The organism is Kluyvera ascorbata ATCC 33433, from assembly GCF_000735365.1.
GTDB lineage: Bacteria > Pseudomonadota > Gammaproteobacteria > Enterobacterales > Enterobacteriaceae > Kluyvera > Kluyvera ascorbata.
In genome coordinates this window covers 1-16,245 of sequence record NZ_JMPL01000104.1, presented here as the reverse complement: position 1 = coordinate 16,245, position 16,245 = coordinate 1, and the positions used below count along the sequence as shown (strand labels likewise).

At 54.4% G+C, this 16,245-nt stretch carries 19 protein-coding genes and 1 pseudogene; 15 read left to right on the top strand and 5 right to left on the bottom strand.

From position 1 onward, the window contains the following. Positions 1 to 187, top strand: a pseudogene (locus GKAS_RS18755) (hypothetical protein); the annotation flags it as partial. 285 nt (positions 188 to 472) lie between these two features. Further along, positions 473 to 1,720 carry a serine/threonine transporter SstT gene (sstT, locus tag GKAS_RS18750; RefSeq protein WP_035896427.1) on the top strand — a complete coding sequence of 416 codons (1,248 nt, stop codon included), beginning with the start codon at positions 473 to 475 and terminating at the stop codon, positions 1,718 to 1,720. 19 nt (positions 1,721 to 1,739) lie between these two features. Here the strand turns inward: sstT and GKAS_RS18745 are convergent, their stop codons facing one another. The 3 genes from GKAS_RS18745 to uxaC all read right to left on the bottom strand — a co-directional run bounded on the left by GKAS_RS18745 (position 1,740) and on the right by uxaC (position 5,287). Then, on the bottom strand, positions 1,740 to 2,291 hold the full coding sequence (locus GKAS_RS18745) for a YgjV family protein (protein ID WP_035896426.1): 552 nt from the start codon (positions 2,289 to 2,291) through the stop codon (positions 1,740 to 1,742). 81 nt (positions 2,292 to 2,372) lie between these two features. Then, positions 2,373 to 3,860, bottom strand: coding sequence for a UxaA family hydrolase (locus GKAS_RS18740; RefSeq protein ID WP_035896425.1), 1,488 nt, complete (start codon positions 3,858 to 3,860; stop codon positions 2,373 to 2,375). A gap of 14 nt (positions 3,861 to 3,874) precedes the next feature. Then, positions 3,875 to 5,287 (bottom strand): glucuronate isomerase, encoded by a 1,413-nt coding sequence (uxaC, locus tag GKAS_RS18735; RefSeq protein WP_035896424.1) that lies wholly within the window; start codon positions 5,285 to 5,287, stop codon positions 3,875 to 3,877. Between the two features lie 476 nt (positions 5,288 to 5,763). Between uxaC and GKAS_RS18730 the strand changes: the two genes are divergently transcribed. The 11 genes from GKAS_RS18730 (at position 5,764) to GKAS_RS18680 (ending at position 13,003) form a co-directional block, all read left to right on the top strand. After that, complete coding sequence (locus GKAS_RS18730) at positions 5,764 to 7,068, top strand: MFS transporter (RefSeq protein WP_035896423.1); 1,305 nt, start codon at positions 5,764 to 5,766, stop codon at positions 7,066 to 7,068. A 129-nt stretch (positions 7,069 to 7,197) separates the two neighbouring features. After that, positions 7,198 to 7,974, top strand: a complete 777-nt coding sequence (gene exuR / locus GKAS_RS18725; protein WP_035896422.1) for a transcriptional regulator ExuR — start codon at positions 7,198 to 7,200, stop codon at positions 7,972 to 7,974. A 305-nt stretch (positions 7,975 to 8,279) separates the two neighbouring features. Further along, complete coding sequence (gene yqjA / locus GKAS_RS18720; RefSeq protein ID WP_035896421.1) at positions 8,280 to 8,942, top strand: DedA family general envelope maintenance protein YqjA; 663 nt, start codon at positions 8,280 to 8,282, stop codon at positions 8,940 to 8,942. Between the two features lie 2 nt (positions 8,943 to 8,944). Continuing rightward, complete coding sequence (gene mzrA / locus GKAS_RS18715) at positions 8,945 to 9,325, top strand: EnvZ/OmpR regulon moderator MzrA (RefSeq protein WP_035896420.1); 381 nt, start codon at positions 8,945 to 8,947, stop codon at positions 9,323 to 9,325. 147 nt (positions 9,326 to 9,472) lie between these two features. Next, entirely contained in the window at positions 9,473 to 9,841 is a 369-nt protein-coding gene (locus GKAS_RS18710) for a DUF1090 domain-containing protein (protein WP_035896419.1), read from the top strand. Between the two features lie 26 nt (positions 9,842 to 9,867). Further along, positions 9,868 to 10,173, top strand: a complete 306-nt coding sequence (locus tag GKAS_RS18705) for an ElaB/YgaM/YqjD family protein (RefSeq protein ID WP_035896418.1) — start codon at positions 9,868 to 9,870, stop codon at positions 10,171 to 10,173. Between the two features lie 2 nt (positions 10,174 to 10,175). Further along, positions 10,176 to 10,574 carry a phage holin family protein gene (locus GKAS_RS18700; protein WP_035896417.1) on the top strand — a complete coding sequence of 133 codons (399 nt, stop codon included), beginning with the start codon at positions 10,176 to 10,178 and terminating at the stop codon, positions 10,572 to 10,574. Continuing rightward, positions 10,571 to 10,861, top strand: a complete 291-nt coding sequence (locus GKAS_RS18695; RefSeq protein ID WP_035896416.1) for a YqjK-like family protein — start codon at positions 10,571 to 10,573, stop codon at positions 10,859 to 10,861. The genes GKAS_RS18700 and GKAS_RS18695 overlap by 4 nt, the downstream gene beginning before the upstream one ends. Positions 10,862 to 11,055: 194 nt before the next feature. Then, positions 11,056 to 11,448: a DoxX family protein gene (locus GKAS_RS18690; protein WP_035896415.1), complete on the top strand. Its 393-nt coding sequence runs from the start codon at positions 11,056 to 11,058 to the stop codon at positions 11,446 to 11,448. Between the two features lie 72 nt (positions 11,449 to 11,520). Continuing rightward, positions 11,521 to 12,507, top strand: coding sequence for a glutathione S-transferase family protein (locus GKAS_RS18685; protein ID WP_035896414.1), 987 nt, complete (start codon positions 11,521 to 11,523; stop codon positions 12,505 to 12,507). Between the two features lie 130 nt (positions 12,508 to 12,637). Further along, positions 12,638 to 13,003: a DUF805 domain-containing protein gene (locus GKAS_RS18680; RefSeq protein WP_035896413.1), complete on the top strand. Its 366-nt coding sequence runs from the start codon at positions 12,638 to 12,640 to the stop codon at positions 13,001 to 13,003. A 76-nt stretch (positions 13,004 to 13,079) separates the two neighbouring features. Here the strand turns inward: GKAS_RS18680 and GKAS_RS18675 are convergent, their stop codons facing one another. Then, positions 13,080 to 13,976: a LysR family transcriptional regulator gene (locus GKAS_RS18675; RefSeq protein WP_035896412.1), complete on the bottom strand. Its 897-nt coding sequence runs from the start codon at positions 13,974 to 13,976 to the stop codon at positions 13,080 to 13,082. 104 nt (positions 13,977 to 14,080) lie between these two features. Between GKAS_RS18675 and GKAS_RS18670 the strand changes: the two genes are divergently transcribed. Both GKAS_RS18670 and GKAS_RS25135 read left to right on the top strand, forming a co-directional pair. Next, on the top strand, positions 14,081 to 14,782 hold the full coding sequence (locus tag GKAS_RS18670) for a pirin family protein (protein ID WP_035896411.1): 702 nt from the start codon (positions 14,081 to 14,083) through the stop codon (positions 14,780 to 14,782). Positions 14,783 to 14,808: 26 nt separating this feature from the next. Further along, the gene (locus GKAS_RS25135; protein WP_167540424.1) at positions 14,809 to 14,970 is read left to right on the top strand and encodes a hypothetical protein; all 162 of its coding nucleotides are present in this window, start codon (positions 14,809 to 14,811) and stop codon (positions 14,968 to 14,970) included. Between the two features lie 34 nt (positions 14,971 to 15,004). Here GKAS_RS25135 and GKAS_RS18665 read toward each other — a convergent pair. Continuing rightward, on the bottom strand, positions 15,005 to 16,245 hold a 1,241-nt coding region (locus GKAS_RS18665; protein ID WP_035896429.1), incomplete at its 5' end, for an L-cysteine desulfidase family protein.

The window sequence follows — 16,245 nt, the reverse complement described above, 5'->3', positions numbered from 1 at the left end:
CTTCTCCATGCTGAAATACGGGCTGTCGATTATCCTGGTGTTTATCGGTATCAAGATGCTGATCGTCGATTTCTACCATATCCCGATTTCGGTATCGCTGGGCGTGGTCGGTGGGATCCTGGCATTCACCCTGATCCTCAATGCGTGGGTGAATCACCGTAACGACCTGAAAAAGCAAAAAATGTAACCCGTAGCCCGGCCGATCGCAGCGACGCCGGGAGCAGCGCCGAGCCTCCCCGGGGTCGGCGTAAACGCCTCGCCCGGGCTATCTCCATCCTGCTAATTACGTCACACATTGTAAATTATTGGTTAAATAATATGACGTGTGGCGTAAATTCCAGCATTTTGTACTTCCCCAAACCGCGACTTTCCTTATACTCGATCGAGCAAACACTTTTTTACATCCAGACATAAACGTAACAAATAATACGTCGCTGGAAAGATACAACTCATCACGTTAAGGAATGCAATGATGACACCACAACCCGCATCATCCGGCTTCATGCGTCTTCTGACTCGGGGTAGTCTGGTTAAACAGATCCTGGTTGGACTTATCCTCGGTATCCTTCTGGCGCTGGTTTCTAAACCTGCTGCTATCGCCACCGGTCTGCTCGGTACGCTGTTCGTCGGCGCGCTGAAAGCTGTTGCCCCAGTGCTGGTATTAACGCTGGTGATGGCCTCGATTGCCAACCACCAGCAGGGCCAGAAAACCAATATTCGGCCCATTTTATGGCTCTATCTGTTCGGCACCTTTGCTGCTGCGCTGACCGCCGTGGTGGTGAGCTTTATCTTCCCTTCCACGCTGCAACTCACTACTGGTGCAACGGATATCACGCCGCCAACCGGCATTGTGGAAGTCATGCATGGGTTACTGATGAGCATCGTCGCTAACCCGATTCACGCATTAATTAACGCTAACTACATTGGGATCCTGGTGTGGGCTGTGGGTCTGGGCTTTGCGCTGCGCCACGGTAATGAGACCACGAAGAATCTGGTCAACGACCTGTCGAACGCGGTCACCTTTATCGTGAAGGTCGTTATCCGTTTTGCCCCTATCGGTATTTTCGGTCTGGTCTCTTCGACGCTTGCCACAACGGGCTTCTCCGCGCTGTGGGGCTATGCGCAGATTCTGCTGGTACTGATTGGCTGTATGGCAGTGGTTGCGCTGGTGATTAACCCGCTGCTGGTCTATTTGCAGATTCGCCGTAACCCGTATCCGCTGGTGCTGATGTGCCTGCGCGAAAGCGGCGTAACCGCCTTCTTTACCCGCAGCTCGGCGGCGAACATTCCGGTCAACATGTCACTGTGTGAGAAGCTGAATCTGGACCGCGACACCTATTCGGTTTCTATTCCGCTGGGGGCAACGGTCAATATGGCAGGGGCCGCGATTACCATTACCGTACTGACGCTGGCAGCCGTACATACGCTGGGAATCGCTATCGACCTGCCAACCGCGCTGCTGCTAAGCGTCGTGGCATCGCTCTGCGCCTGCGGTGCTTCCGGCGTGGCGGGTGGTTCCCTGCTGCTGATCCCGCTGGCCTGCAACATGTTCGGTATTCCGAACGAGATTGCCATGCAGGTAGTGGCGGTCGGCTTTATTATCGGCGTGCTGCAGGACTCATGTGAAACGGCTATCAACTCTTCCACTGACGTGATGTTCACCGCCGCCGTGTGTCAGGCGGAGGACGCCCGTCTGGCGAAGAACGCCCTGCGTAGCTAATGCTCTGACCCCTTCGCCATCAGGCGGAGGGGTTCTGTTCCTGTACTTTCTTCTCGACCTTGAACGGGTCAATCCCCTTACGCTGCATCCGCCAGAAGCGAATGATGTTCAGGCCGTTCATCACCAGGAAGCTGCCTTCAATCATCGTGCCGCCAATCGAGCCGAGCCAGAAGTTATGGATAACCCAGCACAGCGTGGAGCACCACATGACGCTGCGAACCGTCAGCCCTTTACAGCGGAACAACGCCCAGGTACTGGCCACCGTGCCGGCAATCGGCAGCAGTTCCATGGCATGGTGCAGTTTGCTCAGTCCGAGGATCAATGTCAGCGCGATAAAGACAAACATCACCCAGATCCGGCGCGTGTAGACCGAAATGATCGTTCGAATGACGTTTAGCTCCGCGCTCATCCCGGCGGGGATCGCGCCCATCAGGAAAAAGTGCACGCCGATGGTGGCGCTGTAGAGCGAAAGTTGAAACTTGAAGCGCCGTTCATCGCGGTTGATGAAGGTGGTGATCCCGATGATAAATGCCAGAACGCCAACGCCCTGGGCCAGCCAATACGCCGTCATGAGAGGTCCTTGTTAAACAGCATAAAAAAACGGCGTTTCAGACAATGAAACGCCGTTTTATCGTATCAGATCACATTTTTATTACAATGTGACTCCGCTCTTAAAGATAGCCAGCTCGCGGAAGTCATTGCGCTCATTGCAGGTCTGCTTGCCGTTGGCGAAGTCGACGATAACGTCCACGAACTCTTCCAGCAGCTGAGGCATGGCTTTGCCGTGAATCAGCTGGCCAGCATTGAAGTCGATCCAGTGTTTCTTCTTCTCAGCCAGTTCGCTGTTGGTGGCAATTTTAACCGTCGGCACGAAACCACCGTAAGGGGTACCGCGACCGGTACTGAACAGCACCATATGACAGCCCGCACCCGCCAGAGCGCTGGTGGCTACCGCATCGTTGCCCGGTGCGCTCAGCAGGTTCAGACCGTGCGTTTTCAGGCGTTCGCCGTAGCGCAGCACGTCAACCACTTTGCTGGAGCCCGCTTTCTGCGTGCAGCCCAGTGATTTGTCTTCCAGCGTCGTGATACCACCCGCTTTGTTGCCCGGCGATGGGTTCTCGTAGATAGGCTGGTCATGCGCAATGAAGTACTGCTTGAAGTCATTGACCATGGTCACCAGCTTGCCGAAAGTCTCTTCGTCACGGCAATGGCTCATCAGCAGCTGCTCAGCACCGAACATTTCCGGTACTTCGGTCAGCACGGTGGTGCCGCCGTTGGCAATCACGTAGTCGGAGAAACGACCCAGCATCGGGTTGGCGGTAATACCGGACAGGCCGTCAGACCCACCGCATTCCAGACCAAACTTCAGCTCGCTCAGTTTACCCGGCTCGCGTTTGTCATTGCGTATCACGCTGTACAGCTGATGGAGATGTTCGATCCCGGCTTCCACTTCGTCTTCCTGGTGTTGGCAGACCATGAAGTGAACGCGCTCAGGATCGAACTCGCCAAGGGTTTCGCGGAAAGCGTCAACCTGGTTGTTTTCACAACCCAGGCCAACCACCAGCACCGCGCCCGCATTCGGGTGACGCACCATGTTTTGCAGCATGGTACGGGTATTAATGTGATCGTCACCGAGCTGTGAGCAACCGTAGGTGTGGCTGAAGAGGTGAACGCCATCGATACCTTCGGCATCGTTGGTCTCTTTCAGGAAACGGTTCTGCATCTGGCGAGCCATGGCGTTCACGCAGCCAACGGTCGGCAGGATCCAGATTTCGTTACGCACGCCCACATCACCGTTAGCACGGCGGTAAATCTGCACGTCACGATCGACAGGCTGAGCAACCTCTGCCTGGAAATCGGGTTGGTAGCTATACGTGTCCAGATCGCTGAGATTCGTGCGCGTGTTGTGAGCATGGATATGCTCGCCCGCTGCCACATCCACCAGCGTATGGCCAATAGGTAAACCGTATTTAATGACGTTTTCACCCTTCGCGATGTCGCGTAAGGCGAATTTGTGGCCACGCGTTACCGCCTGACGCAGGGTAATCACCTGCCCATCAACGGTGACTTCGGTTCCTTCGGCCAAATCAGCGAGCGCTACCGCGACGTTATCCAGCGCATGGATCTTGATGTATTGCATACCAACCCCAGACTTTAGTTCAGTTCAATGGCGAAATAGTCACGCGCATTGTTAAAGCAAATGTTTTTCACCATCTCACCCAGCAACTGGATATCGGCAGGCGCTTCGCCCGCAGCAACCCAGCGGCCAATCATCTGGCAAAGAATACGACGGAAGTATTCGTGGCGGGTGTAAGACAGGAAGCTACGGCTATCGGTCAGCATGCCGACGAAGCGGCTCAGCAGGCCCAGCTGCGCCAGTTGAGTCATCTGACGTTCCATACCGTCTTTCTGATCGTTGAACCACCAGCCGGAACCGAACTGCATTTTGCCAGGCATGCCTTCACCCTGGAAGTTACCGATCATGGTGCCCAACACTTCGTTATCGCGTGGGTTCAGGCAGTACAGAATGGTTTTTGGCAGCAGGTTCTGTTCGTTCTGCTTACTCAGCAGCTTAGACAGTTCTTCAGCCATTGGGCGGTCATTGATGGAGTCGAAGCCAACGTCCGCACCCAACAGTTTGAACTGACGCTGGTTGTTATTACGCAGCGCGCCGATGTGGTACTGCTGTACCCATTCGCGACGTGCGTATTCTGCGCCCAGGAAGACCAGAACGGCGGTTTTGAACTGCGCAACTTCGTGCTCGCTCAGCGTTTCACCCGCCAGACGACGTGCCAGGATGCTATCCAGTTCCGCTTCGTTAGATTCCGCGAACAGCACCACGTCCAGCGCGTGGTCGGACACTTTACAGCCGTGAGCGGCGAAGTGATCCAAACGCTTGGTCAGCGCGGTCTGCAGGTCAGCAAAACGGCGGATGTCGGTGTCAGACACTTCACCCAGTTTTGCCATGTAATCGTTGAAGGTGGCCAGCTCGATGTTGAAAGCTTTATCCGGGCGCCAGCTTGGCAGCACTTTCACGTCAAACGAACCGTCTTTGGCGACGGCTGCGTGGTGCTCCAGAGAATCGATTGGGTCATCGGTGGTGCCGACCATTTTCACATTCATCTGCTTCATGATGCCGCGCGCGGAGAATTTATCCTGCGCCAGCAGCTCGTTGCACTCATCCCAGATTTCGCCAGCGGTAGACGGTGACAGCAGTTTACCAGTGATGCCGAATGGGCGACGCAGCTCGAGGTGAGTCCAGTGGTATAACGGGTTGCCGATGGTATGCGGTACGGTTGCAGCCCACGCGTCAAACTTCTCGCGGTCAGACGCATCGCCGGTACACAGGCGTTCTGCTACGCCGTTAGTACGCATCGCACGCCACTTGTAGTGGTCGCCTTTCAGCCAGATGTCATACAGATTTTTAAAACGATAGTCTTCAGCAACCTGCTGTGGCGGCAGGTGGCAGTGATAGTCGAAAATCGGCTGATCTTTTGCGTAGTCGTGGTACAGACGGCGAGCAAATTCGGTGTCTAACAGAAAATCTTCAGTCATGAACGGGGTCATTATCGTCTTCCTCTCAACGAGTGGGTCAGATGTTTATCTGTAATGCTGTCAAAGTTATCACACCAATTTCGTTCGACCGAAGATTTTTTCGTGAGTTAGATCAATAAACCTTGACAAAAAATGACAGAAAAAATGACGAAACGCCCCTACAGGCCGCGCCACGCCTGGCCTGGTGTATCTACCCCTTTAACCGTACGGGAAATACCTCTTTTGTGACGGTATTCACCTTTTAAAGTTGTATGACAAGTTATCTTGCACCCCGTCGAAACACATTGAACGACGGAATGTAGTAGCCGTGGTCGATAAAGACACCTGATTGAGCGGTACGGATACCGAATTCAGCACGCGTACTTACTGGCAAGTTCGGGTCGTACCGGGAAGCATTACACCGGTAAGCCCCTTCGAGAATGACATCTTCCGGCAACACAGGAGGATGGCTGCAGGACTCGCAGTTATAACAACACGATGAGGTTTACATGCGTAAAATTAAAGGGTTACGTTGGTACATGATCGCACTGGTGACGATGGGCACCGTGCTGGGCTACCTGACACGTAATACCGTGGCGGCAGCAGCGCCAACTCTGATGGCTGAGCTGCACATTTCCACACAGCAATACTCTTACATCATCGCTGCTTACTCTGCAGCGTATACCGTGATGCAGCCGGTTGCCGGCTACGTTCTGGACATTCTGGGTACCAAAATCGGCTACGCCTTCTTCGCCGTTGCCTGGGCAGTTTTCTGCGGCGCGACTGCGCTGGCAGGCAGCTGGGGCGGTCTGGCCGTCGCACGTGGTGCGGTAGGTGCTGCTGAAGCGGCCATGATCCCCGCGGGTCTGAAAGCGAGCTCCGAATGGTTCCCGGCTAAAGAGCGTTCTATTGCAGTAGGTTACTTTAACGTCGGTTCTTCTATCGGCGGCATGATTGCGCCACCGCTGGTTGTCTGGGCTATCGTGATGCACAGCTGGCAGATGGCGTTCATTATCTCCGGTGCGCTGAGCTTCATCTGGGCAATGTCCTGGCTCATCTTCTACAAACACCCACGCGATCAGAAAAAATTAACTGACGAAGAACGTGATTACATCATTGGTGGTCAGGAAGCACAGCACCAGACCAACAATGCGAAAAAAATGTCTCCATGGCAGATCATTCAGACCCGTCGCTTCTGGGGTATCGCCCTGCCGCGCTTCCTGGCTGAGCCAGCCTGGGGTACCTTCAACGCCTGGATCCCACTGTTCATGTTCAAAGTCTACGGCTTTGACCTGAAAGAAATCGCGATGTTTGCGTGGATGCCAATGCTGTTCGCTGACGTAGGTTGCGTACTGGGTGGCTACCTGCCGCCGCTGTTCCAGCGCTGGTTCGGCGTGAACCTGATTGTTTCTCGTAAAATGGTTGTCACCATGGGCGCACTGCTGATGATTGGCCCAGGGATGATCGGTCTGTTCACCAGCCCATACGTTGCTATCGCCCTGTTGTGCCTCGGTGGCTTCGCTCACCAGTCCCTGTCCGGTGCGCTGATTACGCTCTCTTCTGACGTCTTCGGTCGTAACGAAGTGGCCACCGCGAACGGTCTGACCGGTATGGCGGCGTGGATGGCGAGCACTATGTTTGCTCTGGTCGTCGGTGCGCTGGCAGATACCATCGGCTTCAGCCCACTGTTTGCCGTCCTGGCTATCTTCGACCTGCTGGGTGCGCTGGTTATCTGGACCGTCCTGCAGAACAAGCAGGCTGACGACGGTGAGTCTGGCGCCAATCGCCCTACTCAACAAGCGACGCAAAACTAAACTGTAACGAATGTCTGTTTTCACAAAAGCCGCCTTGTTTCAGGCGGCTTTTTTCATGTCATAATATGGTTAGCTGCTCGTAAAAGTGGTATAACAAATTTAATCTGCCGTACCCTGCCTGGAGAGCATATGGAAATCGCCGACGCACGTCGCTTGTATCAGCAACTGGCCGCTGAGCTGAAAGAACGCATTGAGCAAGGCGTCTACCTTGTGGGCGATAAACTGCCTGCAGAGCGCTTTATTGCCGATGAAAAAAGCGTCAGCCGTACCGTTGTTCGCGAAGCCATCATTATGCTGGAAGTAGAAGGGTATGTTGAAGTCCGCAAAGGCTCCGGCATTCACGTCATTTCTAATCAGGCGAAATACCATCAAACCCCGGACGAGTCGCAAGAATTTGCCAACTACGGCCCGTTTGAGCTGCTGCAGGCACGTCAGCTGATTGAGAGTAACATCGCGGAGTTTGCCGCCACCCAGGTCACCAAGCAGGACATCATGAAGCTGATGGAGATCCAGGAAAAGGCGCGCCAGGAAAAATGCTTCCGTGATTCAGAGTGGGATCTCCAGTTCCACGTGCAGGTTGCTCTGGCAACCCAGAACACCGCCCTTGCCGCTATTGTCGAAAAAATGTGGACCCAGCGCGTACACAACCCATACTGGAAAAAACTCCACGACCATATCGATGCCCGCACCGTCGACAACTGGTGTGACGATCACGACCAGATTCTGAAAGCGCTGATTCGCAAAGATCCTCACGCGGCCAAAATTGCTATGTGGCAGCACCTGGAAAACACCAAGCTGATGCTGTTCAACGAAACCAGCGATGATTTCGAATTCAACGCCGACCGCTATCTGTTTGCCGAAAACCCGGTCGTTCACCTCGATACGGTTGCTATCGGCGGCAAATAATTACTTCGCTTTCTTTCCAGGGCTTACCCGACATTTCGCGTGGGTAAGCCTTTGTAAATCCCCTAGCCACTCCCCGCTCGAAAACGCAAAATCAAACTGCAACAAATTGCAATTTCTATGACGTAAAACCACGTCATTTGTTACAATTGCATGCAATTTGCCTTTTTGTTGTTCAGCAATAGATTATTTCGCCAAAACAGGGACTGTTCAGCGCGTATTTACCGCGATGCTATTAAAATAGAAACAAGAGAAGACCGTCGCAGCGCGTTCAGGCATTACGTTAATCGATGTACCAGGAATCGTGAATGGAACTATTAACCCAACTCTTAAATGCCTTGTGGAGCCAGGATTTCGAAACCCTCGCTAATCCGTCCATGATCGGCATGCTCTATTTTGTCTTATTTATGATTCTGTTCCTTGAGAACGGTTTGCTGCCGGCCGCGTTTTTACCGGGCGATAGCCTGCTGGTACTGGTCGGCGTACTCATTGCCAAAGGCGCGATGGGCTTCCCACAAACGGTGATTCTGCTTACCGTCGCCGCAAGCCTGGGCTGCTGGCTTAGCTACATTCAGGGCCGGTGGCTTGGCAATACGCGTATCGTTCAGAACTGGCTTTCACATCTTCCCGCCCACTACCACCAGCGTGCGCACCATCTGTTTCATAAACACGGGCTTTCCGCGCTGCTGATTGGCCGCTTTATCGCCTTCGTGCGTACCCTGCTGCCGACCATTGCCGGGATCTCCGGTCTGAACAACGCGCGCTTCCAGTTCTTCAACTGGATGAGCGGCCTGCTGTGGGTGCTGATTCTGACCACCCTTGGCTACCTGCTGGGTAAAACACCGGTATTCCAGAAGTACGAAGACGCGCTGATGTCTTGCCTGATGCTGCTGCCGGTGGTACTGCTGGTTGTTGGCCTGATAGGCTCACTGGCCGTCGTGTGGAAGAAGAAATACGGTAATCGAGGGTAACTATGGTGCCAAACCGTATTCTGCTACGTCGATTTACCCTTAGCCTGGGCATGGTAGTGATGCTTTGCATCCTGCTCTGGCTGTGGGCTGCGCTTCAGCGCGAAGAGTCTACGCTTGCCATTCGCCCTATCAACCAGGCGAGCATGCCAGATGGTTTTTCCATCTCTCACCATCTGGATGCTAACGGCATTCGTTTTAAGAGCATCACCCCGAAGGATGATGCGCTGCTGATTACCTTTGAGTCCAGTGAACAGAGCGCCGCGGCAAAGCGCGTACTGGATAACAGCCTGCCGCATGTCTACGTGATAGCGCTGCAGGATGAAGATAACAACCCGGCAAGCTGGCTGTCTCTTCTTCGTGATACCTCGCATCGATTTGGCTAGCCACTTCCAGGAATCCGAATAATTTCACCAGCTTTGGTGATTTTGTATTTTCGTTACTATGCTTAGTATTGTGGGTGACGCAACGGCGTTGTTCACAGACCGGAACAGTACATGCTCGATGTACTATGCACAATGGAAGGTTCATACATGAAATACCGCATCGTTCTTGCCCTTGCTCTCGCGTCTCTCAGTGCGAGCGCAGCAGCAACATCACTGTGTCAGGAAAAAGAGCAGGACATTCAGCGCGAGATTGGCTATGCCGAGAAGCATAACAATCAGAACCGTATCGACGGCCTGAAAAAGGCGTTGAGCGAAGTCCAGGCACACTGTACTGACAGCAAGCTTCGCGCCGATCATCAGGAAAAAATTGCCGAACAAAAGGATGAAGTTCGCGAGCGCGAGCAGGATCTGAAGGAAGCAAAACAGAAAGGCGATGCGGACAAAGTGGCGAAACGCGCACATAAGCTGCAGGAAGCCAAGAAAGAACTTAACGCTCTGGAATCCCGCGCATATTGAGTGGAAATACTTACAGGAGAGATACGATGGCTAAAGATACGACATCAGATCAATTACGCGCAGAGCTGAAAGCCCTGTCCGATACTCTGGAAGAGGTCCTGAATGCTTCCACCGACAAGTCCAAAGAGGAGATGAGCAAGCTGCGTAGTAAAGCGGAAAGCGCGCTGAAAGAGAGCCGTGACCGCCTGGGCGAAGCAGGCGAAGTCTTATCTAAGCAGACACGTGAAGCGGCGGCCAAAGCCGATGGCTACGTGCGTGAAAACCCATGGACCGGCGTCGGTATTGGTGCAGCCGTCGGGCTGGTACTGGGCGTTCTGCTGACGCGTCGTTAAGCATGAGCGATTCTCACCAGGCGCAGGGGCCGGGAAAGAACATTCTCGGCATTGGCCAGCGCATTGTTACCCTCGTGGTTCAGATGGTCGAAACGCGGCTGCGCTTAGCGGTCGTGGAGCTGGAAGAGGAGAAGGCAAACCTCATTCAGCTCCTGTTAATGGCAGGGCTTACCCTGCTGTTTACCGCTTTCGGCCTGATGAGCCTGTTGGTGCTGATAATGTGGGCCGTTGACCCACAGTATCGCCTCATCGTCATGGTAGCGACTACCGCGACGCTGTTGCTCCTCGCTATCGTTGGCGGAATATGGACGCTGAGCAAAGCACGTCGCTCAACGCTGTTACGCCATACTCGCCACGAGTTGGCCAACGATCGCACCCTGCTGGAGGATAATGAACCATGAGTCCACGACAGGAACGAGAAGCACGCAAAGCGTATCTGCTACGGCAAATTCAGCAGCAGCGGCTGGACCTTAGCGCCAGCCGTCGCGACTGGCTGGATACCACCCAACCCTACGATCGCGGCTGGAGCAAGCTTGTCAGCCTGCGTTCGTGGTTCATGGTCGCCAGCAGCGCCATGGCGGTGGTTTCACTGCGCCATCCGCGTTTTCTGGTGCGCTGGGCCCGCCGCGGCGTGGGTATCTGGAGCACCTGGCGCATGGTCAGGAATATCGCGCGTAAATCCCTTTAACCGTCTGCCGTCCCGATTTCCCCACTGCCATACATCATTGCTCAGATTCTTTGAAGAACTTCAACAGTTTTCCTTGCTAACAATTGTTATACGTCACAGTTATATTTCTCTCCATCGACAGCAGCTACGCGCTATCAGCGTGTAAATGCTCAATAAAACGGTTTAACTGCCCGCAAGGTTCTCTGGAGAGAAAGATGAAAAAATTAGAAGATATTGGTTTCCTGGTCGCACGTATTCTGATGCCGATTCTGTTTATCACCGCTGGCTGGGGCAAAATCACCGGGTATGCGGGTACGCAGCAGTATATGGAAGCAATGGGTGTCCCTGGTTTCCTGCTGCCACTGACCATTCTGCTTGAGTTTGGCGGCGGTCTGGCGATTCTGTTCGGTTTCCTGACTCGCACCACCGCGCTGTTCACTGCAGGTTTCACCCTGCTGACTGCCTTCATCTTCCACAGCAACTTTGCTGAAGGCGTGAACTCGCTGATGTTTATGAAAAACCTGACCATCGCTGGCGGCTACCTGCTGCTGGGTATCACCGGTCCAGGCGCATTCAGCATCGACCGCGTGCTGAATAAAAAGTGGTAAGAACGCACTATACTGAATGAATAAAAAAGCGAGGAGATATCTCCTCGCTTTTGCTATCTGGAGGAGCACATCATGGGACAATTGATCGATGGCGTCTGGCAAGACGTCTGGTATGACACCAAATCCACCGGTGGACGTTTCCAGCGTTCAGTTTCTGCATTTCGCAACTGGCTGACCGCCGACGGCGAGCCCGGCCCTACCGGCAACGGCGGTTTTGCCGCTGAGAAAGATCGCTATCACCTCTACGTCTCTCTTGCCTGTCCGTGGGCGCACCGCACGCTTATCCTGCGTAAGCTTAAAGGACTGGAACCGTTCATCTCCGTATCCGTCGTCAACCCGCTGATGCTGGAAAACGGCTGGACCTTCGATGCCGATTTCCCGGCCGCAACGGGCGATACGCTTTACCAGCATCAATTCCTGTATCAGCTCTATCAGCATGCCGATTCCACCTACTCCGGGCGCGTAACCGTGCCGGTACTGTGGGATAAAAAGAATCAGACCATCGTCAGCAATGAATCAGCGGAAATCATTCGCATGTTCAATACTGCATTTGATGCGCTGGGTGCCAAAGCGGGCGATTACTATCCAGCCGCGCTGCGCGATCAGATTGATGAGCTGAACAGCTGGATCTACGACACGGTGAACAACGGGGTCTATAAAGCCGGTTTTGCCACCAGCCAGGCAGCCTATGATGAAGCCGTTGATAAGGTCTTTAGCTCGCTGGATCGTCTGGAAACGATCCTCGGTCAGCATCGCTACCTGACCGGTAATCAGCTGACCGAAGCCGATATTCGCCTGTGGACGACGCTTATCCGCTTCGATCCGGTCTACGTGACCCACTTCAAGTGCGATAAGCATCGCATCAGCGATTACCTGAACCTGCACGGTTTCCTGCGCGATATCTACCAGATGCCGGGCATTGCGGAAACCGTCGACTTCGACCATATCCGCAACCACTACTTCCGCAGCCACAAAACCATTAACCCGACCGGGATTATCTCCATCGGGCCATGGCAGGATCTGGACGAACCACACGGCCGCGACGAACGTTTCCGCTAAGCCCATTGGGCATCGGTCCTCGATGCCCAATTAATTTCACATCATCAATATTTACCACTTTTTCATTCACGACTATCCTTAGCTTGATCGCTTAAAAAACAAGTGATTAATGATCAACTGAGGCATAAAAATGGATTGGTATCTCAACGTTCTACGTAATTACATTGGATTTGGTGGCCGCGCTCGTCGCAAAGAGTATTGGATGTTCATTCTGGTGAACGTCATTTTGACGGCAGTGCTGAGCGTGGTGGATAAGATGCTGGGCTGGCAGCGCGCTGGCGGCGAAGGGATCCTCACCACCATTTACGGCATTCTGGTTTTTCTTCCGTGGTGGGCAGTGCAGTTCCGCCGACTACACGACACCGATCGCTCGGCGTGGTGGCTGCTCCTGCTGTTGATTCCGGTGATTGGCTGGCTGGTGATTATCATCTTTAACTGCCAGAACGGAACGCCAGGCAACAACCGTTTTGGACCGGATCCGAAACGTCTTTCCTGATCCCAGCGTCGCTTCACTCGTCCGGGCTACCAGCAAAATGTAGCCCGGACGAGGTGCAAAGCACCGACTCCGGGGTTTATTTCGCGGTTAGCAGCTTTTGGATCTCGCGCAGGCACCAGGACTTCGCTTCGCCCATGCTGTCACGGCGCCAGGCCATGATGATATCAATTTCGCTGGTATATTCCGGGCTCACCACGCGTAAGCGACCTTGGGCGATATCCTCTTCAACCATCGGATACGGCATCGTTGCGACCCCCAAACCGGCTAACAGCGCCTGACGTTTTTCTTCCATCGACGTGACCGTCAAACGCGGCTGCTTATCCAGCAACTGTACCGTCAGCACCGGACGTTCGCGAGCGGTGTCGGCAATCGCCACGCCGCGATACTTCACGCGCGTGACTTCCGACAGCGGTTCGGCTTCCTGATGAATAGGATGATCCGGCGCGGCCACATAAACGTTCATCACCGAATAAAGTTTACGGGAGTTAATCTCCGTCGATGAGCGGAAATGCATATCCGGCGCAATCACGATATCCGCCCGCCCCTGCTCCAGGCGCTCCCAGGCGCCCGCCAGCACTTCGGTAATGATCGACAACTGAGTATTAGATTTGGTCGCGAGTTTTTCCACCAGCGGGAACAGCGTCGAAGTTGGGATCAGCGCCTCTGCCACGATGGTGAGGTGGGTTTCCCAGCCTCGGGCCAGCGCTTCGGCATCGGTGGTCAGCTTGTCAGCGGCTTCCAGCAGAACACGACCGCGTTCCAGCAGCATACGCCCGACGTTAGTGAATTTTGTTCGATGACCCGAACGGTCAAACAACACCACGTCCAGCTCTTCTTCCAGCTTTTGCATGGTGTAGCTCAATGCCGAAGGCACGCGACCAAGCTCATCAGCCGCGGCGGCAAAGCTCCCGCGTCTATCAATCGCGTCCATTACTCGTAGTGCTTCTAGCGTCAGCGCTCTCTCTTTGGCCATAGCGTGCTCATTCAGTAAATTTGAACATACCGGGCAGAATATCTGGCTAACAATGCAGCGTCCATACCTTTACCATTGATTTAGTGTAAAGGAGGGTCAAGAAGATGATTACCACAAGAACAGCGAAACAGTGCGGACAGGCAGACTTCGGTTGGCTGCAGGCTCGCTATACCTTCTCTTTTGGACACTACTTTGATCCGAAGCTGCTGGGCTACGCCTCACTGCGCGTGTTGAATCAGGAAGTGCTCGCACCGGGTGCCGCCTTCCAGCCACGTACCTATCCAAAAGTCGATATCCTGAATATCATCCTGGAAGGTGAAGCGGAGTACCGCGATAGCGAAGGCCATCATATTCATGCCAAAGCCGGTGAAGCGCTGCTGATTGCCACGCAGCAAGGCGTGAGCTACAGCGAGCATAATCTGAGTAAAGACAAGCCGTTAACCCGGATGCAAATCTGGCTCGACGCCTGCCCAGAACGCGAAAATTCGCGCGTGCAGAAGATCAAACTGAAAGAGACGAACCACCAACTGTTAGCCTCACCGGACGGCAGCCAGCATAGTTTACAGCTGCGTCAGCAGGTATGGTTGCACCATATTGAGCTGGCGAAAGGTGAGCAGGTAAGCCTGCAGCTGCACGGGCCGCGCGCCTATTTGCAGTCGATTCATGGTACGGTTCATGCGCTGGCGCACGAGGCTGAGAAGCAGTCTCTGACCTGCGGCGATGGGGCATTTATCCGCGATGAGAGCAATATCACACTCGTAGCTGATACCCCGCTGCGCGCTTTGCTGATAGATTTACCGGTGTAACGATTTTCAGGGACACCGAAGACACTATGAGTAAGCGAAACAACAAGAAGCAGCACAAGGCCGTCGTCGTTAACGCACCACAGCCGGTCATCGCGCCTAAAACGTTTGGTTTTGAAGAGATGCTGAACGAGCTCGAAGCGATCGTTTGTGAAGCAGAGCGTCATCAGGAAGAAGAACACGCTGCCTGAGAAAGTGCCCCGGCCAGAAACCGGGGCTATTATTTTACGCGAGCTTGCTCGCCATAATCTGAATCACCTGTTTGTCCGTCTGCTGCATAGAGTCACAGGCCAGCGAGCAGAGGTTGCTAATCGACTGTTCCACGTCGTTCGCCACAATCCCCTCATTTCCCGTTACCGCCGTTTCATCCAGTGCCATCAGCACCGCTTTCCACGCCGACGACACGCTGGTCGAGACTTTCATCGCGCAGCTGTTGGACGCGCCATCGCAGATAATGCCGCTCACATCGCCAATCATGCTGCTGATGGCCATTGAGATGCTGCGATAGCTGCCATCGATAAGCCAGCAGATACCGGCCGCCGCTCCCATCGAGGCCGTGGTGGCCGCGCAGAGCGCCGACAACATCGGCAGTTGGTGATGAATATAGATAGCCGTCAGGTGCGAGAGAATCAACGCGCGGGCCATTTTCTCCTGGGAACAGCCCAGATGTTCCGCCACCACCACCACCGGCATGGTGGCGGCAATGCCCTGATTCCCCGAGCCCGAGTTGCTCATGGCAGGCAGGCAAGCGCCGCCCATGCGCGCATCCGAGGCCGCCGAGGTGCGAATAATAATGTCGCTCAGCAGATCTTTTGCCAGCAGCCCGCGCTCACGCTGACGTTGCAGGGTCGCGCCAATATGCAGACCGTACGGCGCACGCAGACCTTCGTGGGAGAGCGCGCTGTTCAGCAATGCCGCATCGAGAATAAAGCTAATTTTCTCAAACGGCACCTGCTCGGCAAACTCAACAACCTGCTCCAGCGTGACGCGTTCAAGCGAGGTGGCTTGCTCCTCCTCTGCTCCCTCGCAATTGCTGGCATCCAGCAGCGTCACGCCATTTTTCACGATGCGAATGACGCGTGTATGACCGCCAGCAATGGTTACCGTGGCCGATTCGTCGAGAGTATGAACCGTTGCGCTGGCGTACAACACGTCATCGCACGGGTCTTCCATGGTCACCGACACTTTACCGCTGGCCAGCAGAACCTTGGCCGCCGTAATATCCTCCACCGACGCGCCCTTCAAGACCTCTAACCCAGCCTGTGCATCACCGCCCAGCGCACCCAGCGCGGCGGCAATCGGCAAGCCAACCATTCCCGTGCCCGGTACGGTAACGCCCATGCCGTTTTTCATCAGGTTTGGCGATACCTTAGCCTCAATATGGCTGATACGCCCCGCTAGGTGAGAAGCCGCAATCGCGCTTGCCAGCGCCAGCGAGACCGGCTCGGTGCAGCCCATTGCGGGCT

Bases quoted from the DNA above. Each gene is read 5' to 3' on its own strand.
- mzrA (WP_035896420.1), top strand. From the start codon at position 8,945: ATGGTGCCAAACCGTATTCTGCTACGTCGATTTACCCTTAGCCTGGGC.
- GKAS_RS18695 (WP_035896416.1), top strand. From the start codon at position 10,571: ATGAGTCCACGACAGGAACGAGAAGCACGCAAAGCGTATCTGCTACGG.
- GKAS_RS25135 (WP_167540424.1), top strand. From the start codon at position 14,809: ATGAGTAAGCGAAACAACAAGAAGCAGCACAAGGCCGTCGTCGTTAAC.
- GKAS_RS18705 (WP_035896418.1), top strand. From the start codon at position 9,868: ATGGCTAAAGATACGACATCAGATCAATTACGCGCAGAGCTGAAAGCC.
- yqjA (WP_035896421.1), top strand. From the start codon at position 8,280: ATGGAACTATTAACCCAACTCTTAAATGCCTTGTGGAGCCAGGATTTC.
- GKAS_RS18710 (WP_035896419.1), top strand. From the start codon at position 9,473: ATGAAATACCGCATCGTTCTTGCCCTTGCTCTCGCGTCTCTCAGTGCG.
- GKAS_RS18690 (WP_035896415.1), top strand. From the start codon at position 11,056: ATGAAAAAATTAGAAGATATTGGTTTCCTGGTCGCACGTATTCTGATG.
- sstT (WP_035896427.1), top strand. From the start codon at position 473: ATGACACCACAACCCGCATCATCCGGCTTCATGCGTCTTCTGACTCGG.
- GKAS_RS18730 (WP_035896423.1), top strand. From the start codon at position 5,764: ATGCGTAAAATTAAAGGGTTACGTTGGTACATGATCGCACTGGTGACG.
- GKAS_RS18700 (WP_035896417.1), top strand. From the start codon at position 10,176: ATGAGCGATTCTCACCAGGCGCAGGGGCCGGGAAAGAACATTCTCGGC.
- GKAS_RS18675 (WP_035896412.1), bottom strand. From the start codon at position 13,976: ATGGCCAAAGAGAGAGCGCTGACGCTAGAAGCACTACGAGTAATGGAC.
- GKAS_RS18740 (WP_035896425.1), bottom strand. From the start codon at position 3,860: ATGCAATACATCAAGATCCATGCGCTGGATAACGTCGCGGTAGCGCTC.
- GKAS_RS18685 (WP_035896414.1), top strand. From the start codon at position 11,521: ATGGGACAATTGATCGATGGCGTCTGGCAAGACGTCTGGTATGACACC.
- GKAS_RS18670 (WP_035896411.1), top strand. From the start codon at position 14,081: ATGATTACCACAAGAACAGCGAAACAGTGCGGACAGGCAGACTTCGGT.
- GKAS_RS18680 (WP_035896413.1), top strand. From the start codon at position 12,638: ATGGATTGGTATCTCAACGTTCTACGTAATTACATTGGATTTGGTGGC.
- exuR (WP_035896422.1), top strand. From the start codon at position 7,198: ATGGAAATCGCCGACGCACGTCGCTTGTATCAGCAACTGGCCGCTGAG.
- GKAS_RS18745 (WP_035896426.1), bottom strand. From the start codon at position 2,291: ATGACGGCGTATTGGCTGGCCCAGGGCGTTGGCGTTCTGGCATTTATC.
- uxaC (WP_035896424.1), bottom strand. From the start codon at position 5,287: ATGACCCCGTTCATGACTGAAGATTTTCTGTTAGACACCGAATTTGCT.